The organism is Photobacterium arenosum (assembly GCF_014841115.1).
GTDB classification, from domain to species: Bacteria; Pseudomonadota; Gammaproteobacteria; order Enterobacterales; family Vibrionaceae; genus Photobacterium; species Photobacterium arenosum.
The window spans coordinates 46,285-70,197 of record NZ_JACYTP010000002.1; the positions used below are offsets into that span (position 1 = coordinate 46,285).

The 23,913-nt window shown below is 49.4% G+C and carries 17 protein-coding genes, 19 tRNA genes and 2 pseudogenes; 11 read left to right on the forward strand and 27 right to left on the reverse strand.

The annotated features are described in order from the left end of the window. Positions 1–280: 280 nt before the first annotated feature. Positions 281–1,441: a 2-octaprenyl-3-methyl-6-methoxy-1,4-benzoquinol hydroxylase gene (locus tag IFO68_RS03300; RefSeq protein WP_192014598.1), complete on the forward strand. Its 1,161-nt coding sequence runs from the start codon at positions 281–283 to the stop codon at positions 1,439–1,441. 240 nt (positions 1,442–1,681) lie between these two features. Here IFO68_RS03300 and IFO68_RS03305 read toward each other — a convergent pair. The 24 genes from IFO68_RS03305 to lolB all read right to left on the reverse strand — a co-directional run bounded on the left by IFO68_RS03305 (position 1,682) and on the right by lolB (position 8,623). Continuing rightward, positions 1,682–1,768, reverse strand: a tRNA-Leu gene (locus tag IFO68_RS03305). Positions 1,769–1,825: 57 nt separating this feature from the next. Further along, positions 1,826–1,900: transfer RNA gene (locus IFO68_RS03310), tRNA-Gln, on the reverse strand. A gap of 29 nt (positions 1,901–1,929) precedes the next feature. Then, a tRNA-Leu gene (locus IFO68_RS03315) sits at positions 1,930–2,016 on the reverse strand. Between the two features lie 45 nt (positions 2,017–2,061). Beyond that, a tRNA-Met gene (locus IFO68_RS03320) sits at positions 2,062–2,138 on the reverse strand. Between the two features lie 35 nt (positions 2,139–2,173). Continuing rightward, positions 2,174–2,248: transfer RNA gene (locus IFO68_RS03325), tRNA-Gln, on the reverse strand. Between the two features lie 55 nt (positions 2,249–2,303). Beyond that, positions 2,304–2,390, reverse strand: a tRNA-Leu gene (locus IFO68_RS03330). Between the two features lie 66 nt (positions 2,391–2,456). Next, positions 2,457–2,531: transfer RNA gene (locus tag IFO68_RS03335), tRNA-Gln, on the reverse strand. 4 nt (positions 2,532–2,535) lie between these two features. Beyond that, positions 2,536–2,620 (reverse strand) — tRNA-Leu (locus IFO68_RS03340). Positions 2,621–2,654: 34 nt separating this feature from the next. Then, positions 2,655–2,741, reverse strand: a tRNA-Leu gene (locus tag IFO68_RS03345). An 85-nt stretch (positions 2,742–2,826) separates the two neighbouring features. Further along, a tRNA-Gln gene (locus tag IFO68_RS03350) sits at positions 2,827–2,901 on the reverse strand. A 3-nt stretch (positions 2,902–2,904) separates the two neighbouring features. Continuing rightward, positions 2,905–2,989: transfer RNA gene (locus IFO68_RS03355), tRNA-Leu, on the reverse strand. A gap of 32 nt (positions 2,990–3,021) precedes the next feature. Further along, positions 3,022–3,108, reverse strand: a tRNA-Leu gene (locus tag IFO68_RS03360). Positions 3,109–3,144: 36 nt separating this feature from the next. Then, positions 3,145–3,221: transfer RNA gene (locus IFO68_RS03365), tRNA-Met, on the reverse strand. Positions 3,222–3,261: 40 nt separating this feature from the next. Next, a tRNA-Gln gene (locus tag IFO68_RS03370) sits at positions 3,262–3,336 on the reverse strand. 78 nt (positions 3,337–3,414) lie between these two features. Beyond that, positions 3,415–3,501 (reverse strand) — tRNA-Leu (locus IFO68_RS03375). Between the two features lie 41 nt (positions 3,502–3,542). After that, positions 3,543–3,619, reverse strand: a tRNA-Met gene (locus tag IFO68_RS03380). A 45-nt stretch (positions 3,620–3,664) separates the two neighbouring features. Continuing rightward, a tRNA-Gln gene (locus IFO68_RS03385) sits at positions 3,665–3,739 on the reverse strand. A 4-nt stretch (positions 3,740–3,743) separates the two neighbouring features. After that, a tRNA-Leu gene (locus tag IFO68_RS03390) sits at positions 3,744–3,828 on the reverse strand. A 37-nt stretch (positions 3,829–3,865) separates the two neighbouring features. Then, a tRNA-Met gene (locus tag IFO68_RS03395) sits at positions 3,866–3,942 on the reverse strand. A gap of 276 nt (positions 3,943–4,218) precedes the next feature. Next, positions 4,219–5,310, reverse strand: coding sequence for a redox-regulated ATPase YchF (gene ychF / locus IFO68_RS03400; protein WP_192014599.1), 1,092 nt, complete (start codon positions 5,308–5,310; stop codon positions 4,219–4,221). A 70-nt stretch (positions 5,311–5,380) separates the two neighbouring features. Continuing rightward, complete coding sequence (pth, locus tag IFO68_RS03405; RefSeq protein ID WP_192014600.1) at positions 5,381–5,971, reverse strand: aminoacyl-tRNA hydrolase; 591 nt, start codon at positions 5,969–5,971, stop codon at positions 5,381–5,383. A 125-nt stretch (positions 5,972–6,096) separates the two neighbouring features. Further along, entirely contained in the window at positions 6,097–7,044 is a 948-nt protein-coding gene (locus tag IFO68_RS03410) for a ribose-phosphate pyrophosphokinase (RefSeq protein WP_027253816.1), read from the reverse strand. 31 nt (positions 7,045–7,075) lie between these two features. Further along, on the reverse strand, positions 7,076–7,939 hold the full coding sequence (gene ispE, locus IFO68_RS03415) for a 4-(cytidine 5'-diphospho)-2-C-methyl-D-erythritol kinase (protein WP_192014601.1): 864 nt from the start codon (positions 7,937–7,939) through the stop codon (positions 7,076–7,078). Positions 7,940–7,957: 18 nt separating this feature from the next. Beyond that, on the reverse strand, positions 7,958–8,623 hold the full coding sequence (gene lolB, locus IFO68_RS03420) for a lipoprotein insertase outer membrane protein LolB (RefSeq protein ID WP_225445033.1): 666 nt from the start codon (positions 8,621–8,623) through the stop codon (positions 7,958–7,960). A gap of 290 nt (positions 8,624–8,913) precedes the next feature. Between lolB and hemA the strand changes: the two genes are divergently transcribed. The 6 genes from hemA (at position 8,914) to kdsA (ending at position 14,359) form a co-directional block, all read left to right on the forward strand. Then, positions 8,914–10,188 (forward strand): glutamyl-tRNA reductase, encoded by a 1,275-nt coding sequence (gene hemA / locus IFO68_RS03425; RefSeq protein WP_192014602.1) that lies wholly within the window; start codon positions 8,914–8,916, stop codon positions 10,186–10,188. 93 nt (positions 10,189–10,281) lie between these two features. After that, positions 10,282–11,370, forward strand: coding sequence for a peptide chain release factor 1 (gene prfA / locus IFO68_RS03430; RefSeq protein ID WP_192015032.1), 1,089 nt, complete (start codon positions 10,282–10,284; stop codon positions 11,368–11,370). Then, positions 11,370–12,215, forward strand: a complete 846-nt coding sequence (gene prmC, locus IFO68_RS03435) for a peptide chain release factor N(5)-glutamine methyltransferase (RefSeq protein WP_192014603.1) — start codon at positions 11,370–11,372, stop codon at positions 12,213–12,215. The genes prfA and prmC overlap by 1 nt, the downstream gene beginning before the upstream one ends. Positions 12,216–12,265: 50 nt before the next feature. Beyond that, on the forward strand, positions 12,266–12,646 hold the full coding sequence (locus tag IFO68_RS03440) for a SirB2 family protein (protein ID WP_192014604.1): 381 nt from the start codon (positions 12,266–12,268) through the stop codon (positions 12,644–12,646). Positions 12,647–12,650: 4 nt separating this feature from the next. Further along, positions 12,651–13,463 carry a SirB1 family protein gene (locus tag IFO68_RS03445; protein WP_046221536.1) on the forward strand — a complete coding sequence of 271 codons (813 nt, stop codon included), beginning with the start codon at positions 12,651–12,653 and terminating at the stop codon, positions 13,461–13,463. Between the two features lie 41 nt (positions 13,464–13,504). Continuing rightward, on the forward strand, positions 13,505–14,359 hold the full coding sequence (gene kdsA / locus IFO68_RS03450) for a 3-deoxy-8-phosphooctulonate synthase (protein WP_192015033.1): 855 nt from the start codon (positions 13,505–13,507) through the stop codon (positions 14,357–14,359). A 143-nt stretch (positions 14,360–14,502) separates the two neighbouring features. Here the strand turns inward: kdsA and IFO68_RS22115 are convergent. Beyond that, positions 14,503–15,681, reverse strand: a pseudogene (locus IFO68_RS22115) (methyl-accepting chemotaxis protein); the annotation flags it as partial. Next, positions 15,676–16,386: pseudogene (locus tag IFO68_RS22120) on the reverse strand (PDC sensor domain-containing protein); the annotation flags it as partial. The pseudogenes IFO68_RS22120 and IFO68_RS22115, both read right to left, overlap by 6 nt. Before the next feature lie 513 nt (positions 16,387–16,899). Between IFO68_RS22120 and IFO68_RS03460 the strand changes: the two are divergent. From IFO68_RS03460 to IFO68_RS03475, 4 genes are all read left to right on the forward strand, one after another. Then, positions 16,900–17,610: a hypothetical protein gene (locus IFO68_RS03460; protein ID WP_218383842.1), complete on the forward strand. Its 711-nt coding sequence runs from the start codon at positions 16,900–16,902 to the stop codon at positions 17,608–17,610. A gap of 102 nt (positions 17,611–17,712) precedes the next feature. Next, positions 17,713–18,912 carry an HAD hydrolase family protein gene (locus IFO68_RS03465; protein ID WP_192014606.1) on the forward strand — a complete coding sequence of 400 codons (1,200 nt, stop codon included), beginning with the start codon at positions 17,713–17,715 and terminating at the stop codon, positions 18,910–18,912. 16 nt (positions 18,913–18,928) lie between these two features. Continuing rightward, positions 18,929–19,861 carry a DUF6024 family protein gene (locus tag IFO68_RS03470; RefSeq protein WP_225445062.1) on the forward strand — a complete coding sequence of 311 codons (933 nt, stop codon included), beginning with the start codon at positions 18,929–18,931 and terminating at the stop codon, positions 19,859–19,861. 308 nt (positions 19,862–20,169) lie between these two features. Then, entirely contained in the window at positions 20,170–21,534 is a 1,365-nt protein-coding gene (locus tag IFO68_RS03475) for a Na+/H+ antiporter NhaC family protein (RefSeq protein ID WP_192014608.1), read from the forward strand. Positions 21,535–21,604: 70 nt separating this feature from the next. Here the strand turns inward: IFO68_RS03475 and IFO68_RS03480 are convergent, their stop codons facing one another. Next, positions 21,605–23,488: a methyl-accepting chemotaxis protein gene (locus IFO68_RS03480; RefSeq protein WP_192014609.1), complete on the reverse strand. Its 1,884-nt coding sequence runs from the start codon at positions 23,486–23,488 to the stop codon at positions 21,605–21,607. Positions 23,489–23,913 lie beyond the last annotated feature (425 nt).

Genomic DNA, 23,913 nt, shown 5'->3' on the forward strand with positions numbered 1-23,913 from the left:
TTAATTCAGTGCATTTACGTTGCGTTTGCAGCGTCAGAGATCGCCTCTGGGGCCGCCTTAAATAGCAAGCCGCGTATTGTACTGCTTTCGACACGGCGTGACCAGATCATCCATGCTGATTATAAAATCAGCAGCAGGCGAATCTCTGGCCGGTGGCTATTGGCACAGATCAAGCTTCAGTGCCAAAGATGACAGAAAAGCGAGCGCAGAAAGTGTTGAGTGTAGTAAACCCGCGTAAAGCCGTTAGAATGTCGGCAGAGTAATGAGATGAGATACCTGCATGGAACAGTTTGATATTGTGATTGCTGGCGGCGGCATGGTGGGTGCGGCGGCAGCATTGGGAATGGCCCGGCAGGGACGCAGAGTGGCGGTGATTGAAGGTCAGCCTCCGGTGGCTTTTGACTCCGCACAGGAGATGGATCTGCGTGTGTCAGCCATTTCTGCCCAGTCGGTCACCCTGCTGAACCGTCTGGGGGCATGGCCACATATCCAGGCCATGAGGATGTGTCCTTTTCGGCGTTTGGAAACTTGGGAGCACCCGGAATGCCGCACCCGTTTTCATGCCGCTGACCTTGGGTTAGCTGAGCTGGGCTTTATGGTGGAGAACCGTTTGATTCAGCTGGGTCTGTGGCAGGCGTTTGACGCATATTCCAATCTTTCACTGATTTGTCCTGCCCGTTTAGCGCATTTTCAGCGTGCTGATGAAGGGTACCAGGTCACATTGGATAACGGTCAGGTGCTGCAAACCCGCTGGTTGGTTGGGGCCGATGGTGCCAATTCCCGCGTTCGTCAGCAGGCCAATATCGGCATTACAGCCTGGGATTATCGTCAGCATTGCATGCTGATCAATGTTGAAACCGCTTTGCCCCAGCAGGATATTACCTGGCAGCAGTTTACGCCGCATGGTCCTCGCTCTTTTCTGCCGATGCCGGGTCACAACGGATCGCTAGTCTGGTATGACAGCCCTCAGCGGATCAAACAGTTATCAGCCATGTCGGCGGAGCAACTGGAAAAAGCGGTGCGGAGTGAATTTCCTGTTGAACTCGGTGCGGTTCGTGTGCGGAACAAAGGCAGTTTCCCGCTGACACGACGCCACGCCCAGTCTTACTATAAAGACGGGATTGTTTTGCTGGGAGATGCCGCGCATACCATTAACCCGCTGGCGGGGCAGGGAGTGAATCTCGGTTTTAAAGACGTTGATGTGCTGCTTGATGAAATGGCGCACGGTGGAGAACACTGGTTCGGAGAGCCGGTTCTTCAGCGCTACCAGAGGCGGCGCAGACCCGATAACCTGATGATGCAGACCGGGATGGATGTGTTTTACTGTGCCTTTAGCAATGATCTTAAACCCGTTGCTTTGCTGCGAAACCTTGGCCTTAAACTGGCCGAGCATACCGGCCCGCTGAAACACCAAGTGCTGAAGTATGCGCTAGGGTTGTAAGCTTTTTGTTTTTATTCGATTTTATAAGCCACCAATAGCGTGGCTTTTTTACTGCGTGTGTCCCGTCCTAAATAAGGTGACACTTTTCCAACCCATTTCAGGACGGTCAGTGTGAAAAGAGACGTGTTAGGGCGGGCTGTGTTTTTCAGGTATAAAAAAACCAGCAAAAAGCTGGTTTCTTAACAGATATTACAGCGAGTAATACCCAAGTGTTTTACAACTTCTGCCTGAACAGTAAGTTGGTGCGGAGGGAGAGACTTGAACTCTCACGTCCTTGCGGACACTAGCACCTGAAGCTAGCGCGTCTACCAATTCCGCCACCACCGCAACATGGTGAAAGAGACTCAGTCTCTAACTTTTTGACACTCTTGGTCAGCATCAAGATGGCAGGGCTACCTGGATTCGAACCAGGGAATGGCGGCATCAAAAGCCGCTGCCTTACCGCTTGGCGATAGCCCTAAAGTCTCAGATTAATATCAAAAGTCAATTGGTGCGGAGGGAGAGACTTGAACTCTCACGCCCTTGCGGGCACTAGCACCTGAAGCTAGCGCGTCTACCAATTCCGCCACCACCGCGTGTATTGACTCTTTTCCATTTTCAACCATGGTAGGGGATGAAAATGGTGGCTACGACGGGATTCGAACCTGTGACCCCATCATTATGAGTGATGTGCTCTAACCAACTGAGCTACGTAGCCATTTTCAAAACGCTAATTAAACAGCGTGTTGTTAATGGCAGGGCTACCTGGATTCGAACCAGGGAATGGCGGCATCAAAAGCCGCTGCCTTACCGCTTGGCGATAGCCCTGCTGGTGATCTTTTCAGATCTAAGTTGTGTTAACTTTCACTCACAACTAAAAAGTTGGTGCGGAGGGAGAGACTTGAACTCTCACGTCCTTGCGGACACTAGCACCTGAAGCTAGCGCGTCTACCAATTCCGCCACCACCGCACGTGGTATTTCGTTTGCAATATAACTCTGTATCACAGCACCGGCTGACACCCATACTGTAAAATTTGGCAGGGCTACCTGGATTCGAACCAGGGAATGGCGGCATCAAAAGCCGCTGCCTTACCGCTTGGCGATAGCCCTAAAATGGTGCGGAAGGAGAGACTTGAACTCTCACACCTTGCGGCGCCAGAACCTAAATCTGGTGCGTCTACCAATTTCGCCACTTCCGCAAATTGTTTGATGTGTAAACATCTGAAAAGTCACTGGTGCGGAGGGAGAGACTTGAACTCTCACGTCCTTGCGGACACTAGCACCTGAAGCTAGCGCGTCTACCAATTCCGCCACCACCGCATGTGTGACTTTTCTTTCAGGGTGAAATTCACCCGGGTCCCTTGTTACAGGGGAGATTCCGACACATTTATCGAAACCTGAAACATGGCAGGGCTACCTGGATTCGAACCAGGGGATGGCGGCATCAAAAGCCGCTGCCTTACCGCTTGGCGATAGCCCTAAATGGTGCGGAAGGAGAGACTTGAACTCTCACACCTTGCGGCGCCAGAACCTAAATCTGGTGCGTCTACCAATTTCGCCACTTCCGCAAATTCTCTGCCTGTCAAGGCAAGGATGTCATTGGTGCGGAGGGAGAGACTTGAACTCTCACGTCCTTGCGGACACTAGCACCTGAAGCTAGCGCGTCTACCAATTCCGCCACCACCGCGTGGAATGACATCTTTTTCTCACATTGTTGTGAGATTGGTGGCTACGACGGGATTTGAACCTGTGACCCCATCATTATGAGTGATGTGCTCTAACCAACTGAGCTACGTAGCCACTTTGTGTTAAACGCCGGCGTTGCCTACGTCAAGTAATGTGGCAGGGCTACCTGGATTCGAACCAGGGGATGGCGGCATCAAAAGCCGCTGCCTTACCGCTTGGCGATAGCCCTGCAGAATGTCACAAAGAATTGTGCAATTCAAGCAAGAAATGGTTACTTGTCCACTTCTTAACTGTTCACCTCAGAGATTGGTGCGGAGGGAGAGACTTGAACTCTCACGCCCTTGCGGGCACTAGCACCTGAAGCTAGCGCGTCTACCAATTCCGCCACCACCGCAATACGCTGGGTGAACCATTCATCGTCGAATGATGAATTTATGGTGGCTACGACGGGATTTGAACCTGTGACCCCATCATTATGAGTGATGTGCTCTAACCAACTGAGCTACGTAGCCATTCAATTTTTATAACGCCGACAAACATGTCCACGCTGAGTAAGATGGCAGGGCTACCTGGATTCGAACCAGGGGATGGCGGCATCAAAAGCCGCTGCCTTACCGCTTGGCGATAGCCCTAAAATGGTGCGGAAGGAGAGACTTGAACTCTCACACCTTGCGGCGCCAGAACCTAAATCTGGTGCGTCTACCAATTTCGCCACTTCCGCATCTTACTGTTTTTTATCACCATTTCAAGTGGTGATATGGTGGCTACGACGGGATTCGAACCTGTGACCCCATCATTATGAGTGATGTGCTCTAACCAACTGAGCTACGTAGCCAACGTGTCCGAAACAGCCAGCGCAGGCGCTGTCCAATACAGGGTTGCTGTCTCGGGAACGGGGCGCATTATGCGTATACCAGCTTTGAGCGTCAATAGTTTTTTTAATTATCCCCGTAAAATCTGCCTGTTCGATGGTTATTTGGACGAAATGGCCGAATGCCATGCTAGATGTGTGATTTCAAGGGTAAAAAAGAAGTAAGCGGGACAGTGAAAATAAAAAAGCCGGCAGAAGCCGGCCCTTTATCAGATGTTTTGCAGAGGTTTTGACTTCAAGTTATACATTGAAGCGGAAGTGGACGACGTCGCCATCTTTAACGATGTAATCTTTACCTTCCAGACGCCACTTACCGGCTTCTTTCGCGCCGTTTTCACCGTTAAACTCGATGAAGTGCTCATAACCGACTACTTCGGCACGGATAAAGCCTTTTTCAAAGTCGGTGTGGATCTTACCGGCAGCCTGAGGTGCGGTTGCACCAATAGGGATAGTCCAGGCGCGAACTTCTTTGACACCTGCCGTGAAGTAAGTCTGCAGATTCAGCAGTTCGTAGCCCGATCGGATAACACGGTTCAGGCCCGGCTCTTCAATGCCCAGATCTGCCAGAAACTCTTCACGATCCGCATCATCCAGTTCAGCAATTTCAGACTCGATAGCCGCACAGACTGGCACAACAACGGCGTTTTCTTTGCTGGCGTGCTCAGTCACCATATCCAGGAACGGATTGCCTTCAAAACCGTCTTCGCTGACGTTCGCGATATACATGGTCGGTTTCAGAGTCAGGAAGTTCAGGTAATCAATCGCGGCTTTTTCTTCTTTGGCCAGCTCGACTGAACGTGCCATGCCGCCTTCAGTCAGTGTTGGCAGCATTTTTTCCAGCACTGTGATTTCGAATTTGGCTTCTTTATCACCGCCTTTGGCGCGTTTGGCCTGGCGCTGAATGGCACGCTCACAGGTGTCCAGATCTGCCAGAGCCAGTTCCAAATTGATGATTTCGATGTCTGCTAATGGGTTGATCTTGCCCGCAACGTGCACGATATTGTCGTTTTCGAAGCAGCGAACAACGTGGCCAATCGCATCGGTTTCACGGATGTTGGCCAGGAATTTGTTACCCAGACCTTCACCTTTGGATGCACCGGCAACCAGACCGGCGATATCCACGAATTCCATAGTGGTAGGCAGGATACGTTCCGGGTTGACGATGGCAGCCAGCTTATCCAGACGCAGATCCGGTACAGGAACCACACCCGTGTTCGGCTCAATAGTACAGAACGGGAAGTTAGCGGCTTCGATACCCGCTTTTGTCAACGCATTGAAAAGTGTGGATTTACCTACGTTCGGCAGGCCCACGATACCACATTTAAAACCCATGGCTTGAAACCCTTTAGTGATGTTTCCGGCATCCGGCATAGTGCGGGATGATGAAAAAGTCTGTATTAACTTATTCGGCTTTGAATGAATGTAGCCGGTTTTGCGCCTTGGTCAGGCCGTCTTTCAGCCAGATATCAAGACAGCGAACGGATTCGTCTACTGCAGCGTCAATCTGAGATTGTTCGCTGGCGGGGGCTTTACCCAATACGAAGCCAGTCACTTTATTTTTGTCGCCGGGATGACCAATGCCCACCCGAAGACGGTAAAAGCTTTTGTTGTTACTCAGTTTGCTGATGATATCCCTTAACCCGTTATGGCCACCGTGACCGCCGCCTTGTTTGAACTTGGCGACGCCTGGGGGCAGATCCAGCTCATCATGGGCGACCAGAATTTCTTCCGGGGTGATCTGAAAAAAATTCGCCAGTGCCGAAACGGATTTACCAGACAGGTTCATAAAGGTGGTGGGGATCAGTAAACGCAGATCATCACCATTCAGCTGGATCCTGCCGGTTAAACCAAAATATTTGGGATCGTTTTTGAGGCTGATGTTGTGGATCCGTGCCAACTCTTCCACGACCCAGGCCCCCGCATTGTGGCGTGTTTTGGCATATTCCGGACCTGGATTTGCCAGGCCAACCAGTAAACGGATTTTTTGACTCACGCTGGTCTCTCTATGTCATCGGGATCAAATCGCGCGCTATGTTAACATTGCTGCAGAGATAAATAAAAACAAACACGCCCCGCACAGGGCGGGGCGTGTTGACTGTCATCGCGTTTACTGAGCTATCAGTGCTCGAACATCGCAGAGATAGACTCTTCATTGCTGATGCGGCGAATGGCTTCAGCCAGCATGCCTGACAGAGTAAGAACAGAGACTTTGCCTGTATCCAGCATTGCCTGAGACAGTGGGATAGAGTCAGTGACGATCACTTCATCAATCACAGAGTTTTTGATATTTTCCGGCGCGTTGCCTGAGAATACCGGGTGTGTTGCGTAAGCGAATACACGTTTAGCACCACGCTCTTTCAGTGCTTCGGCAGCTTTACACAGGGTGCCGCCGGTATCGATCATGTCATCAACAATGATGCAGTCACGGCCTTCAACATCGCCAATCAGGTGCATAACCTGTGACACATTGGCGCGTGGGCGACGCTTGTCGATGATAGCAATATCTGTGTCATCCATCAGTTTGGCCGTTGCACGAGCACGGACTACACCACCGATGTCTGGAGAAACGACGACTGGATCTTGCAGCTCTTTTGCCAGCATGTCTTCCAGCAGAACGGGCGAACCAAAGATGTTGTCTACCGGCACATCAAAGAAGCCCTGGATTTGCTCGGCATGCAGATCGACAGTCAGCACACGGTCAACACCCACATTGGACAGGAAATCAGCAACAACTTTCGCTGTAATAGGCACACGAGCAGAACGGACGCGACGGTCTTGGCGGGCATAGCCAAAGTAAGGGATAACCGCTGTGATACGACCAGCAGAAGCGCGGCGCAGTGCGTCGATCATAACGACCAGTTCGATCAGGTTATCGTTGGTTGGGGCGCAAGTCGATTGAATGATAAAGACGTCGCTGCCGCGAACGTTTTCATTAATCTGAACACAGACTTCACCATCGGAGAAACGGTTCACTGTCGCGTCTCCAAGTGAAATGTAAAGACGGTCAGCGATGCGTTGGGCTAGCTCTGGTGTAGCGTTACCAGCAAACAGCTTCATATCAGGCACGGGGTAAACCTCAATTGCGTCCAAGTTGTATTTACTGACTTTCCGCAGTATGTCCGCTCAGGGCGGTCATCAAAGGTGAATGATTCACCCCTTTGGCGACAAAACCTTGGAGCCAGTCGGGTAATTTTTTCAGGGTTGCAGTAGCCGCTTGCTGAGAGCTAAATTCAGCAAAAACACAAGCGCCAGTGCCGGTCAATCTCGACGGCGCGTATTCTAACAGCCACGAAAGCGCCTTATCAACCTCAGGGTAAATTCTTCTGACTATTTTTTCGCAATCGTTTTCGTAATTGCCGGCTAATAACACAGATAAAGGCCGTATTGGTGTGTTTCGGGTTAAGTCCGTCGCAGTGAAGATATCTGCGGTTGCAATGGCAACATCAGGCTTGGCGACCAGATACCATTTCTCTTCTGGTTGAGCGGGTTGAAGCTTTTCGCCGATCCCTTCGGCAAAGGCACTAAAACCACGGACAAACACGGGCACATCTGCCCCCAGCGTCAAGCCAATCTCGGCCAACTCGTCAGCGCTTAGTCCGGTTTGCCACAAATAGTTTAATGCGACCAAAGTTGTCGCCGCATTCGATGAACCGCCGCCCAGACCACCACCCATAGGTAAAATCTTTTGGATGTTGATATCTGCTCCGGCCTGCAGACCGGCTTTTTTGCGCAGGGCATCTGCGGCGCGGTAAATCAGATTTTGCGCTAATGGTACGCCTTCGATGGCCGGACTCAGGGTTATCTGATTGTCGGCTCGCGCCGTTATGGTCAAGGTATCACCGTAATCTAAAAACTGAAACAGGGTTTGCAGTTCATGATAACCGTCCGGACGTTGCCCTGTGATGTAGAGAAACAGATTAAGTTTAGCGGGTGCTGGCCAGCTTGTAGTGTGTGTGATCATTTTTTGAATGCGCGTCAATTATTTTTGGGTTTGCCAACGGTTGATTATCAGGGTAACTCGCTGTTTGCCTTGCGAAAGGACTAACCGGGAAGGCAAAGCGGGCGACGTTGTTTCATCATAGGCGTTATAGTCCAGTTGCCATCGCTGATTACCCACTTGTTTGACTAAGTAAGCCACGCGGTTTTCTGCATTTAACTGATAGGTATCTGCGCCTGTTGGCAGGCCGAGCAGCCAGTCCCGCATCTGGTTAACGGGTAAGGCAATATTGGTCAGAGATAAGACCAGCTGAGCCGCATCGCTGCCCTGATGGCGTTGGCCTTCATTATCAATCAGCACCGCACGTCCGGGTTGGGTGTCCAGTTTCAGCAATGTGGTGCCGAGAAAGTTAGTCAGCAGCAGATGATCGGCACCAGGATCGGTTTTCCAGTTCAGGTTAGCACTGAAACGTTGCGCCGGGCTGATGTAGCCCAGCTTGCCTGTTGCCTGATAGGCAGTGACTGCGGACAATGCTTGCCTGTGGCTGTTCCAGTCGGTGACTTTACCCGTGTGCGGCGTCGTGGTACAGCCTGCTACCCACAGAGCCAGCAAGGCCAGAAGTTGTGTTTTATGCTGCTGACATTTTCGCGCCAAGATAGGCGGTAACTGAAACGAGAACAGAAAAAGAGGCGCAAACGCCATTCGCATAACATGTCCTTATTCGACAGGTAAGTGAATAATGTGAAAGTAAAAGAATAATAGCATGACTTGTCTGATGAAATCTCTTTCATGAACGAACGGCGGAATCAGTAAGGGGAAGCAAACTGATTCATGACATTTCCGGTATTTGTCTGTAAAGTCAGGATTTGTTTTGACGTCAGCGCGATAAAATGATGCGCTGGCAGACAGAATCGAGTCATATCCTTTTATTACGCAGGGTCATCAAGTAAAATGACCTGCTGGATCTTTATCATCGGGTAGTAGGTAACACCATCTCCATGACCTTGCTTGCATTAGGAATCAATCACAAAACAGCGTCTGTAGACCTGCGCGAGCGTGTTGCCTTTTCGCCGGAAAAACTGACCGAAGCCTTGCAGACTCTGGCTCAGCATCCGGAAGTCAACAGTGGTGTGATCGTCTCTACCTGCAACCGTACTGAGATCTATTGTGATGTCAGTCACAGCGGGCCAGGTGTGATGATTGATTGGTTCAGCCGCTTTCATAATCTGTCAGCGGAAGAGCTGATGTCCAGCCTCTATTTCCACGAAGAACAGGCCGCGGTGCGTCACTTGATGCGGGTGGCATGTGGTCTGGATTCACTGGTGTTAGGTGAGCCGCAGATTCTGGGACAGGTCAAGCAGTCCTATTCTGAATCCCGCGATCATGACACTATGGATGGCATGCTGGAGAAACTGTTCCAGAAAGCCTTTTCAGTGGCAAAGCGCGTCAGAACCGAAACGGATATCGGTGGCAATGCGGTGTCGGTTGCCTTTGCCGCCTGCACCCTGGCCAAACAGATTTTTGAGTCGATGAGCGAGGCAAGAGTGCTGCTTATCGGCGCCGGTGAGACCACAGAGCTGGTAGCCCGGCACATGGTTGAACACGGTTGCCGCAGTCTGATGATAGCCAACCGCACCCCGGAGCGTGCTCAGGTGCTGGCTGATGAATTTGGCGCTGAAGTTATTAGTTTGCCGGAGATTCCGGACCATATTCATAATGCAGATATCATTATCAGTGCAACGGCGAGTCCTCTGCCGATTGTGGGCAAAGGAATGGTTGAGAAAGCGCTGAAAAAGCGCCGTCATCAACCCATGTTGCTGGTCGATATTGCTGTACCCAGGGATATCGAAGCTGAGGTCGGCGAGCTTGATGACGCCTATTTATATTCAGTGGACGATTTGGAAAGTATTGTTGAACGCAATCGCGAGCAGCGAAAAGTGGCGGCGATCCAGGCAGAAGCGATAGTCAGTGAAGAAAGTGCCGCATTCATGCGCTGGTTACGCTCACTGGAAGCGGTAGACAGTATCCGCCAGTACCGTTGTTACGCCGATGACATTAAAAATGATTTACTGAGCCGCAGCCTGCAAGCGCTGGCTAACGGCAGTGCACCGGAAAAAGTGCTGGCAGAGCTCAGCAACCGTTTGACGAATAAGCTCATTCATGCGCCGACCAAGGCCATGCAGCAAGCCGCCCATGATGGCGAGCCTGAAAAACTGGCCCTTATTCGTGAAACGCTTGGCTTAGGTGCATTGAAAGACCAGTCGGCTGACTGACTCAGCGTTTTTCACATGCATTAATTTTTATGATCGCGCCTTGCCGAACCGGTTTAAGGCGGATCCTTGTTAGGATCTGATGTTGTACACATGATGAAACCGTCCATTTTAGCGAAATTAGAATCCCTGGTTGAACGCCACGAGGAAGTGCAGCATTTGCTGGGTGATGCCACTATCATTGCCAATCAGGATAAATTCCGGGCTTTGTCTCGTGAATATTCGCAGCTAGAGGAAGTGAGTCAGTGTTTTCGTGCTTACCAGCAGGTGCTGACTGATCTGGAAACCGCGGAAGAAATGGCCGGGGAAGAGGATCCTGAATTGCGCGAAATGGCGCAGGAAGAAATCAAGCAGGCGAAAGAGACTATCGAGCGTCTGGAAGACGAGTTGCAGGTTTTGCTGCTGCCCAAAGATCCCAATGACGAGCGCAACTGTTTCATCGAAATCCGCGCCGGTGCTGGCGGTGATGAAGCCGGTATTTTCGCCGGTGATTTGTTCCGCATGTACAGCAAATTTGCTGAAAGCCGCCGCTGGCGGGTGGAAGTGATGAGCTCGAATCAGGCTGAACACGGTGGCTATAAAGAAATGATCGCCAAGATCAGCGGGGAAGGAGCTTACGGTATTCTGAAATTTGAGTCAGGCGGACATCGTGTTCAACGTGTTCCCGCGACGGAATCCCAGGGCCGTGTTCATACTTCTGCCTGTACTGTGGCAATTTTACCTGAAATCCCGGAAGCGGAAATCCCGGAAATTAATGCCGGTGATTTGAAAATTGATACTTTCCGCGCCTCCGGTGCCGGTGGTCAGCACGTTAACACCACGGATTCTGCCATTCGTATTACCCACTTACCAACCGGCATTGTGGTTGAGTGTCAGGATGAGCGCTCGCAGCACAAAAACAAAGCGAAAGCCATGTCTGTGCTGGCGGCCCGTATTATCAAGGCCGAGGAAGAGAAGCGTCATGCTGAAGAAGCCAGCACAAGACGTAACCTGCTGGGCTCTGGCGATCGCTCCGATCGCATTCGTACCTATAACTATCCGCAAGGCCGGGTATCTGATCATAGGATCAACCTGACCCTCTATCGCTTGAACGAAGTGATGGAAGGCGAGCTGGAAAGCCTGATTGATCCTGTTGTGCAGGAACACCAGGCGGATTTGCTTGCTGCCATGGCTGATCAGCACTGATGAATCCCGCCATCGACGTTGCACTTAAGCAAGCGGTAACGCAACTGATGAACGCCGGCTCTGACAGTCCGCAGCTTGATGCTGCGGTCTTGTTGTGTCATGTGCTGGATAAGCCCCGCAGCTACCTGCTGACCTGGCCTGAAAAAGTGCTGACTGACGAGCAGTCCGCTGCGTTTTCAGCGCTGCTGGCGCGTCGTGAATCGGGCGAACCGGTCGCCTATATCACAGGTGAACGTGAGTTCTGGTCACTGCCGCTGAAAGTGGCGCCCCATACTTTGATCCCGCGTCCGGATACGGAACGACTGGTGGAAGCGGCGCTGGAGAAAATGCCTGCAGCGGCGTCGGTACTTGATTTAGGTACGGGAACCGGGGCGATTGCTCTGTCTCTGGCCTCTGAGCGCCCGGATTGTCAGTTCACTGGCATCGACTTGCGCCCGGAAGCGGCGGCACTGGCGGAAGAAAATCGGCGTGCGTTGCAATTGCAGAATGTACGTATTTTATGCGGCAGTTGGTTTAATCCATTGCCGGAAAATGCACGTTTTGATGTTATTGTCAGCAACCCCCCTTATATTGATGCCAACGATCCGCATCTCGCAAGAGGGGATGTGCGATTCGAACCCCGAACCGCATTGGTCGCAGAAGACGCTGGCCTGGCGGACATTCGTCATATTTGTTCACAAAGCCGGACATTTTTAACGCCTGGTGGCTGGTTACTGCTGGAGCATGGCTATCAGCAGGGCGAGGCCGTACGGGGCATTTTTTCTAATTTAGGTTATCAACAAGTGATAACCGTTCAGGATTATGCAGGACAAGACAGGGTAAGCTTAGGCTGCTGGTCTGTCTGAGGCCGTCTGGCCATTCATGATTCGAAGGAAACGATAAAGAGAAAAACCAGATGTACATAGCATTAAAACATTTTCACCTGACCATTATCGCCATGAGCGTGTTGTTATTTGTAGTGCGATTTGGCCTGATGATGGCAGATTCAGCACTGATGCAGAAAAAAGCCCTGAAAGTAACACCCCATGTGGTCGATACCTTTTTGTTGCTGAGTGGCGTCGCACTGGTGGTGTACACTGGCTTTACTCCTTTCACGGCAGGCGCAGGCTGGCTGAATGAAAAGCTGACCTGTGTGCTGGCCTACATTGCGCTTGGCTTTTTCGCGCTGAAATACGGCAAGAACAAAGTGTTTAAAACCTTTGCTTTTTTCGGTGCTTTAGGTTGGCTGGCAATGGCCGGCAAACTGGCGGTGACTAAAATGCCGTTGCTGGGGTAAAGACATGTATTTCTCAGATGAAGACAGAGATTTCGAAGCGTCTGCGCTGGTAGAGGGAGCCATTGAGATCATGGTGGATCTGGAGCCGGATTTTCCGGTTGCCTGGGTACGCCATCAATTACAAAAAATGGCAAAAGATGTCGAGGCGGCACTGATGTCAGAAACCAATCCCCATCTGCGATTAGAAGGGCTGCTGCGCCTGTTTTACCGCGAGTGGGGGTTCTGTGGTGATCGCCATCAGTACTATGCGGCTGAAAATGCCTATCTGGACAAGGTGATTGAGCGTCGTAAAGGCATTCCGGTCAGTCTGGGAGCCATTATGATTTATCTGGCTCAGCATCTGGAGTTACCTGTCACCGGTGTGGCTTTTCCCACTCAGTATATTCTGCGTGTCGACTGGCCCAACAGTGAGCCTCAGTTTATTAATCCGTTTGACGGTGAATTTGTCAGCCGCCAGACACTCAGTGCCTGGCTGCGTGGGCACAAAGGCCCGCTGGCACCCTGGCGCGAAAGCTATCTCACCACCACCAGCCATACGGATGTGCTGGCACGATGGCTGACGGTGCTAAAAAGTGCTTTGCTGCGAGAAGAGCAATACGCTGATGCATTACGCTGCAGCGATCTGGCCCTGTCGCTGCGGCCGGGTGATCCCCATGAAATTCGCGATCGCGGCTATATTTATCAGCAATTAGAGTGTAGTCATGCCGCTGCTATGGACTATGCCTATTTTATTGAGCAGTGTCCGGAAGATCCGGCCGCAGAATTGCTGAAACTGCAAGTGAAAGTCTTGAATGCAAACCCGCAGGTCCTTCACTGATAGCCTGCGGAACAGACTAAATGACAGAGAAGAAGAGTAGCATCATGGAACAGAAAGTGGTTCGTATTGGCGACATTGATGTCGCTAACGACAAAGCCTTTGTGCTGTTTGGTGGCATGAATGTGCTGGAGTCGCGTGATCTTGCGATGCAGATCTGTGAGCACTATGTCAAAGTAACGGAAAAACTGGGTATTCCTTATGTATTTAAGGCTTCCTTTGATAAGGCGAACCGTTCTTCGGTCCATTCTTATCGTGGTCCCGGTATGGAAGAAGGCCTGAAAATCTTTCAGGAGCTGAAAGATACCTTTGGCGTGAAAATCATCACTGATATTCATGAACAATATCAGTGCCAGCCTGTTGCCGAGGTGGTGGATGTGATTCAGCTGCCGGCATTTCTCGCTCGTCAGACCGATCTGGTTGAAGCGATGGCAAAAACCGGTGCCGTTATCAACGTGAAGAAACCTCAGTTTATGAGCCCGGGTCAGGTGGGTAATATCGTTGAGAAGTTTGCTGAATGTAACAACGACCAGATTATTCTCTGCGAGCGTGGTGCGCTGCACGGTTACGATAACCTGGTCGTGGACATGCTGGGCTTTGATGTCATGAAGAAAGCCTCGAAGGGCAGTCCGATCATTTTTGACGTCACCCACGCACTGCAGTGCCGTGATCCACTGGGTGCCGCCTCCGGTGGTCGCCGTGAGCAAACTGTTACGCTGGCGCGTGCAGGTATGGCGGCGGGAATCGCCGGTCTGTTCATGGAAGCGCATCCCAACCCGGATGCCGCTCGCTGTGATGGCCCTTCTGCATTCCCTATGGATAAGCTGGAGCCATTCCTTCACCAGATCAAACAGCTTGATGATCTGGTGAAAAGTTTCGAAGCCATCGACATTGCATAAGGCTGTTACTGGCAGAACCTGATCAGGGTGACTACCGGAGACGACCTGAGACAAACGATCAGAGAAAAACGAAAGGGGGTGTCATGACTGACACCCCCTTTTTTGTTTTCTTTGTTCTATTTGTTTTATCCGCTTAACGGCTCTTATAACTTAAAGCGGCTGATTTCCTGCTGTAGCTCGTGAGACAGCTCTGACAGCTGAGAAGCCTGCTGTGCCGCTTCACTTGCTTCCTGAGCCAGCTCGTTAGAGACATCCCGGATGCCCTCAGTGTTACGCGTGATCTCAGAGGTCACAGAAGACTGTTCTTCTGCGGCAGAAGCTATCTGAGTTGCCATGTCACTGATATTGGTAATTGCCGAGATGATTTGCGCCAGACTGGCAGAAGCGGCATTGGCATCATCCACACTGGTTTCAGCTAAACGGCGACTGTCGCCCATAATGCCGACAGCACGTCCTGTCGTTTGTTGCAGGGTTTCAATCATTTGCTGAATTTCCTGCGTAGAAGCATGGGTACGCTGGCTCAATACCCGCACTTCATCTGCCACTACGGCAAACCCGCGACCTTGCTCACCTGCACGGGCGGCTTCAATGGCAGCGTTGAGCGCCAGCAGGTTGGTTTGTTCAGCAATATTCTGAATGGTCGACAGAATCGTGGTAATGCTCTGCGCATGGGTATTGAGCTCACCAATGACGTCTGTCGCTGTTTCCACTTCGCCGGCCAGATTGGTAATAGAATGCTGGCTTTGGTCGACCTGCTCGGCACCGTGCTCTGCCGCCTGAACCGTTTCGGTCGAGGTACGTGCCGTGTTATCAGCATTACCGGCAATTTCCTGTGTGGCAGCCGCCATTTCATTGATGGCAGTTGCCACCATGTTGATTTCATCCTGCTGGTGGCGGATTCGAGTGCTGCGCTCTTCTGCTTGTGAGGCCGTTTGATGTGCCTGCAACGTCAGAGAGTGAGAAACATCGCGCAGACGCGTTACCATGCCATGCATGTTACCGACAAAGCGGTTGAAGTTATGTGCCAGTTGGCCGACTTCGTCGTCGCTGCGTGGTTCAAGGCGCTGGGTCAGATCACCTTCACCCGTTGCAATCTCGGCCAGTGCATCAGACACACGGCTCAGGTCGCGGAACAGGAATCCGACCAGCCAGGCAACAGCTGCCAGAACGATCAGAGTAATAAGGATGGAGGTGATGATCAGGCGGCTCAGCAGTTGGCTCTGGCTGGCTTCTTCGGTGGCCTTGTCCATTTCCAGGCCAAGAATCCATGGCGTGCCGGGAACTTGCGCAAAGTACAACAGTTTATCCGCACCCTGAATCGTCTGATTCAATACCGTTCTGTTGCTTACCGAGCGTTGAATCTGGCTGATGCTCAGGTCTTCAGTGTAACCATTGATAGGTTTCAGTAGCAAAGACTGGTTAGGGTGGGCCAGGAACGTATTATCCTGGGTGTTGATGAGCATGGCGTAGGCATTTTTACCTGCATCCAGGCTGATCACATCGGAAATCAGTTGATCAATCAGTACATCGGAGCCAATAACGGCTGCAAGCTGGCCATTCTTTTTGACAGGCTCAGCCAGAGTCACCAGTAACGCGTTAGTAATGGCATCACGATAGGCGGTTGTAATAATAGGTTTGTTAGCCGATTTGGCATCTATATACCAGGGACGCTGGCGGGGATCGTAACCTGCCCGGTTTCGCTCAGGGTAGGAGCGGAACATTTCACCGGCGGACGTGCCGAAATACATTTCATCAAAGCCACCGGCAATGCGAGCCTGCTGCAGGTATGGCACAGGATCTGAGGTTTCCAGGTAAGGTTTGATAGCACTGGTGATACTGCGACGGATCTCAATCCAGTCACTGATCCCTTTAGTCGCTGTTTTGCTCAAGCTGTCGGCACGGCTAAAAATGCTGTTTTGTGTCTGTTGATAAAGTTGGTTTGCGGCCAGCCATGTCAGCGCGGTTGCCATAACCACGACGGCAGATAAGCTGGCTCCTATGAGTTTTTGTTTTAGGGTCAGTTTCATGATGAGTCTCAATGGATGGAACAGAAGCTGATATCAATGTTTTTACTTTTCGTTGCACAAAAAATGTGACAAATGAGGAAAAACAGTACGGAGAATTCTATATAGCTATACGACGGTTGTATATGGAAATTTAACTTTTTAACATGACTGATTATTGACGCTTTTTTGGTTGAAAATTTGTCACTTTGAGGTGCTTGCAGCGGGTGTTAAGACGGAAAGGATAAGATGAAGGAGAATATTTTGTTTAACATGAGCTTACAGTTGTAACAACTATTGCATCTGATAAAAAACGTAAAAATGAAACAATATATTATCGGAGCTTTATTAGTGACATGAAACACAGCAAAGTAACTTGTGTTTAAATATCTGATTTCCATGATTATAGTTATTTAATATTTAAATTGTTATCAATGGGTAAAATAACGTCTTAATTATCAATAAGTGCACTCTGTTGACTATTGTCATAGTTGAATATAGCATCCGTTGTTTTGGTCATATAACAAGGATGTAACAATGGATATAAAGACAAATTATGAAGACGGGAAACGCCCACAACTCGTTATGTTTACCGGTGGAAGAGACAGTACTCTTGCCGCCAGTTATTTAATGTTAAACGGCATTCCGGTTCACTTATTTACTGCCAATAGTGGTTGTGGGCTACATAGAAAACTATTGCCTTTACGTGTGGAAGAATTAAAAAACAGATTTGGTGATTTGGTAGTAACACATCAAGTGGTTGATATTAGTGGTAGTTTCAGAAGTATTGCGATAGAGAATATTGAAAGCGATTTTGCCAGGTACAAGAAGAACCTGATATTACTGGGTGAAAAAATGGCGATTCATGCCCACGTTATTGATTATTGTACAAGGAATGGTATTGAAGTGATCAACGATGGCATCGTTGAATATCAAAAAGAATTTCCAGAGCAACGTTTAGTGGCGAAAGACTATTTCGTTGATTATATGAAACGGTTTGGTATTACGTATAACAGCCCTATTTATCATATGGCTCAGTCACAAGATGAAGTAAAGTACCGTTTACTGCAATTAGGACTGTCGACAAAATCACTGGAAGGTGTGTCGATTTTTGGCGATTCAGCGACCATTGCTTCCGATGAAACGATTTTGGAATATTTGGCTGAAAAGGAAAGTCTGTGTGATGACATCATTCATTTTCTGTCAGGTAGCCTTAAAAACTACCAAGAATTGAGACAAGCTTCCTGAATGTATTGATACATCTGTATCCATATGTTTAACAATGCATTATCCATCTAAGAGTGTTGTTAATACAGCACTCTTATTGATTTGCGAAAAGTGACGCTGAAAATGAAAACGATAAGAAAATATGCTGCGGCTATATGCCGGGCAGGACAAATATTACTGGTCAGAAAAAAAGGGACAGATATGTTTATCTCTCCAGGGGGTAAACCCGAAGCCGGTGAAACAAAAAAGGAATGCCTTGAGCGGGAGTTAGGTGAAGAGCTTGGCGTAAGCCTGGTGAGAGCTGAGTATTTGGGTACTTTTACACGAAAGAGTGCTTTTGAAGATGCCTTGGTGGAGATTGATGTTGATACTGTGACAATATTTGGTCTGCCAAAGCCATGTTCTGAAATTGAAGAGATAGCCTGGGTTGATGGAGAACACTTGGCAAATGGCATGGCGGTGGGCAGTATTTTTGCTATTGATGTTATTCCTTCTTTGATCAGAGATGGATTAGTCAGGCAATCAGCAAAGAAAATCAATAAGGCACTTCCCAACATGCTGGTGTTTGATATTGACGGCACGATTGCCGACGGCGGAGTCGTCAGTAACAAAATGAAAGCAGCGCTCCAAAAAATCAAACAAGATCCGTCATCCCGTTTGGCATTTGCTACATCCCGTGCTCCCAGAGGAGCCAGAAAAGCATTAGGCGATCTGATCAGTGAAGTCCCTGTTATCTGCTGTAATGGTTCTATCATATTAGATGAAACACAGAAGCAGACTTTTGTGTCCGGTTTGTCGCAACAAGACGTGAATACAATTGTTCAGTTCCTGGAAGAAAATGGTGTGAGCTACTTTCTGGAGTACGGGGATAAGTTTGCGATTCATGGTGACGAGTCATTGTATCCGGAAATGCTTGCCTATGAAGATAAACTGACGCTGGACAAAGAGAGCCCGTGGTGGGATCAGGGGGTGATAAAAATATCTTGTCGCTCAGCGAATATTCAGAAAAAAATCATGCCACTGTATAAAGATATCAGAGATGGGGTCGCATTTAATTTTCATGGTGATGATACCGCAGAGCTGAATTGCTACTTTACAGATAAATACAAAGCACTGAGTTTAGTCAGCGGAATCGAGCACTCTAACCTTATCTGTTTCGGCAATGATGACAATGATTTTACTTTGTTATCGAATGCTTCTGAAGGTTATGTCATAGGCGATGAGCTGGTTGGATTAGAAAACAGCATGAACGTGTCACGTTTGAGCCGAAATGATGACCTAATTATTGATATTATCAGTCAGCGCTTAGAAGGGCATAAATAAAGTGACTGAGACAATCATGTTGCCAGACTCCTCGTCAGTACACCCGGATCTCGTCAAATCGTTTAGAGCGGATCTGAAAGGAAAAGCATACTATAAAACGTATTACCAACTGAAATTGGATGTTAAGGAAAAACTGAAAAACATATATTGCCCTGAGCATGATGTATTCATGTTTACCAATACAACGGAGTGTCTGGTCAATTTGTTATTTGCTTGCCAGTTAAATAATCTTGGGATCAATATTGATACTAAGGGTGAGCAGCACTATCCGCAATACCATCATTTATTTCAATTGTTCTCTGAAATGAATACGAGCAGTGAGTGTCCTGAGATACAGCTGGTGACGCATCTGTCGCCAGTGACAGGCAATCTTCTGGATTTAAGTCAGTTGAATGGTCATTCAATACTGGCAGTAGATGGTGCGCAGACATTTGCTACCGTGCACCATAGCGATCTTATTAAACACTCTGATGTCTTCTTTGCACCTCTTCATAAGCATGCCGGGTTACATATTGGTATTGCTTTGATAGGTATTAAACGTTCCCATCCGTTAAATCAGGTTCTTAGCAGTACGCTGGAAACAGCCAGCTCAGGGGCTCGTTCATTGCTGGATTTAATCGCGCTGGAAAAGCGGCTGTCCTCCACTTCGCCGCAATGTTTCAATAAGGCTTTTATCCATATCTCACCCAGAATCCAGGCCCTGCTCAATCTGAACGGTGTAACAGTGATTTCTTCCGATAACAGCCACATGGTCGTGATTGAGTGCCAGTCGGCAGTATTAAGGCAGAAGCTGGCTGCATTTTTTTCATGTCAGCCGATAAAAAACACCGATCGCCTTCGTATTTCAGTCAACCACATGACGGATGACAGACATCACAGTGTTGATTTTTCTGAGTTGTTTTATCAGTCACTCAGGTTAATCCTCGATGAGGATAACCATGTTAAGTAAAGGACATTATCTGGGGCAGGCCTGATGCAGCCGACACCTTTTCCATAGCGGTGATTGGCTATCTCATCGCAGACCAAAGCTCAGTCTGTTTGCTCATCTTGATTTATTGCTGATTGTTATCAGTGGATTAATGAATGTAAGGCATAGGACGAGAATGCTAGCTAGACGGGCAAGGCACAGGTGACAGGGATCAGGATAAACATTCTGACTATTAATTGCATATAGATGTTTAGACGTCTGGATGTTGACACGTTTGGATGTAAGTTTTAGGCTATGCGACCAATTCGGAACAATACCCTGTAGAGATAATGTCGCACGCCAAACCACACACACTTTCAGACTCACCGTCTCCTTCTGCTCTGGCACTGCTGCCTTTGGCTGTTTTTCTGTCTCTCTTTATTGGTGTAGGCAGCTACCTGACCTGGCAGGGTGTTGATTTTGCCTTCTATCAGTTACCGGCCCCTGTTGCGGCTTTGCCTGCAATACTGATTGCTATTGTGTTGAGCAAAGAGGCGCTCAATAAAACTATTGAAGATTTCATGCGTGGTGTGGGTCACAGCGATATCATAGCCATGTGTATGATTTATTTGCTGGCCGGTGCGTTTGCGGCAGTGGCGAAAGCAACGGGTGGGGTTGATGCCACCGTCAATCTCGGTTTGTCCTTATTACCACCCAGCCTGATATTGCCGGGTATTTTTGTCATCGCGGCCTTTATTGCCACGGCAATGGGTACCTCTATGGGCACGATTGCAGCGGTGGCGCCTGTGGCGTTGGGTATTGCAGATACGGCCGATCTGGATATCGCTCTGACAGCCGGTGTGGTGCTCAGTGGTGCCATGTTCGGCGATAATTTGTCGATTATCTCTGATACCACTATCGCCGCAACCCGCTCTCAGGGCTGTGCGATGCGCGATAAGTTCCGCGAGAACATCGCGATTGCGCTGCCAGCGGCGCTGGCGGCCATCTTGCTGTTTCTTTTCCACTCCTCACCGTCTGAAGCACCGACTGTCACCAGCATAGAATGGCTCAAGGTCTTGCCCTATATCACGATTCTGGTACTTGCTGTGTCCGGCGTTAATGTTTTTGTTGTACTGAGCCTGGGCATTATTCTGGCTGGCGGTGTGGGTTTATTGTCAGTGTCTGATTACAGTCTGGCTAGCTGGAGCAAAGATATCTATACCGGGTTTGGCAACATGCAGGAAATCTTCCTGTTATCTCTGCTGATTGGCGGTATGAGCGAACTGATGCGTCGTCAGGGAGGGCTGGCATTTCTGACGCTGTTAGTCAGTAAACTGATCGGCGGTTTCAGTAAAAAATCAGGCGGTGATCAGTCGCAAAGAGCGAGCGAAATGGGCATTGCGGGGCTGGTCAGCCTGACCAATGTCTGCACGGCCAACAACACTGTGGCTATTATCGTCGCAGGCGGCGTTGCCCGTGAACTGGCAGAACAAAATGCAGTGACGCCACGTCGCTCTGCCAGCTTGCTGGATATATTCTCATGCGTTATTCAGGGTGTGCTGCCTTATGGTGCGCAGGCGCTGTTGCTGGGTTCTGTCTTTGGGCTGTCGCCATTAGCGGTTGTCAGCCATTCCTATTATTGTTTCTTTCTGGCTGCCAGTGCGCTGATCGCAGTGTTTGTGAAGCATCAGCAGCGCCAGGCCGTAACCGCCTAAACGCAGGCGTATCCTCAAATAAAAACACCCCGATTCGGGGTGTTTTTTTGGAAAGCAACTGAGTCGCAGACTACAGCTTAAAGCGGCTGATTTCCTGTTGTAGCTCATGCGACAGTTCAGATAACTGCGCGGCCTGTTGTGCTGCGACACTCGCTTCCTGAGCCAGATCGTTAGAAACGTCCCGGATACTTTCAGTATTCCGGGTGATTTCTGATGTCACAGAGGATTGCTCTTCCGCAGCCGATGCAATCTGTGTTGCCATATCACTGATATTGGTAATCGCAGAAATTATCTGTGCCAGGCTGGCTGAAGCGGAATTAGCGTCATCCACACTGGTTTCCGCCAGACGGCGACTGTCACTCATAATACCGACGGCACTGCCTGTTGTTTTTTGCAGAGTTTCAATCATTTGCTGAATTTCCTGTGTCGAGGCATGTGTACGCTGGCTCAGCACGCGCACTTCATCGGCAACCACAGCAAAACCACGACCTTGTTCGCCGGCACGGGCGGCTTCAATCGCGGCATTCAGTGCCAGCAGGTTTGTTTGTTCAGCGATGTTTTGAATGGTTGACAGAATCGTGGTGATGCTCTGCGAGTGATGATTCAGTTCACTAATGACCTCTGTTGCCGTTTCTACTTCGCTGGCCAGGCTGGTAGTTGAACTCTGACTCTGATCGACTTGCTCGGCACCATGCTGTGCAGCCTCAACGGTCTCTGCCGATGTTTTGGCCGTATTATCAGCATTGCCGGCGATTTCCTGTGTGGCTGCAGCCATTTCGTTTATGGCGGTCGCAACCATGTTGATTTCATCCTGCTGGTGGCGAATGCGGGTGCTGCGCTCTTCCGCCTGAGAAGCCGTCTGATGTGCCTGAGAGTTCAGTGACTGAGAAACATCCCGCAGGCGCATTACCATGCCGTGCATGTTGCCGACAAAACGGTTGAAATTATGGGCCAGCAGGCCGACTTCATCATCGCTGCGCGGCTCCAGACGTTGGGTCAGATCGCCTTCACCCGTCGCAATTTCAGCCAGTGCTTCAGACACCCGGCCCAGATCACGAAACAGGTAACCGACCAGCCAGGCCACAGCCGCCAGCACAGCCAGCGTAATCACGATTGAAGCAAGGATCAGCCGGGTCAGCAGCTCGCTCTGGCTGGCTTCTTCCGTCGCTTTGTCCAGTTCCAGACCTAAAATCCACGGTGTACCAGGGACTTCGGTAAAGTAGAGCAGCTTCTCCTTCCCTTTGATGGTTTCATTGATAAGGGTTCGGGTGCTGACCGCTTGATGAATGATGCTCATGCTTAATGCCGAATCGTATTTGTTGATGGATTTAAGCAGTAGCGTTTTGTTTGGGTGTGCTAAAAATGTGTTGTCCTGAGTATTGAGCAGCATTGCATAAGCATTATCACCGGCATCCATGCTGATCACATCTGAAATCATCTGATCAATCAGGACATCAGAGCCGATGACAGCAACCAACTGCCCATTTTGCTTCACAGGCTCAGCCAGTGTCACCATAGGCGCATTGGTAATCGCATCCAGATAGGCCGTGGTAATGATCGGTTGATCTGCTTTTTGAGCATCCGTGTACCAAGGGCGGACGCGGGGATCATAGCCAGCGCGGTTGCGCTCCGGATTAGAACGAACCATGTCTCCGGCTGGCGTACCGAAGTAGGTTAAATCAAAGCTGCCGGCATCCCGGGCCTGTTGCAGGTAAGGGACAGGTTCTGCAATGGTTACATAAGGTTTGACGGCACTGGTAATATCACGTCGAATATTAATCCAGTCGCTGATCCCTTTGGTTGCTGTTTTGCTCAGGCTGTCAGCCCGGTCAAAAATGCTGTTTTGGGTTTGTTCATGAAGTTGGCTTGCAGCCAGCCAGGTCAGAGCGGTAGCCATAACAACAACGGCAGATAAGCTAGCGGCTATGAGTTTTTGTTTTAGGGTTAGTTTCATGAGTGGTCTCAATGGATGGAACAGAATCTGATCACCATGGTCTTTCATTATGTTGCATATAAATGTGAAAGATGGGGCAGGGAAACAACATTTGAATTCAATATCTTTAAACGACGGCCATATCCATAAACTTAAATATTAGGTGTGACTAATATTACCGTTTTTTTGGGTTAAAAGTTTGCCGGGAAAGCTTAAATGATAAATATGTGATTAATTATCTTGGTTGATGGCCTGTTTGGTGAATAAAAAGCGGTTCAAACATTTTCGTTTTATTTAGGGGCGTGATGTATGGAAGCCTGTGTTTTTTGGAGAGGTGGGCATGTTTCCTTAGATAGGAGGTATTTATCAGCAATCCTGTAACGTCATGATGCCGGGTTCTGTATGTTATCTCGATTCCAGTGTTTGGGTCAGATACTGAAAGTCGC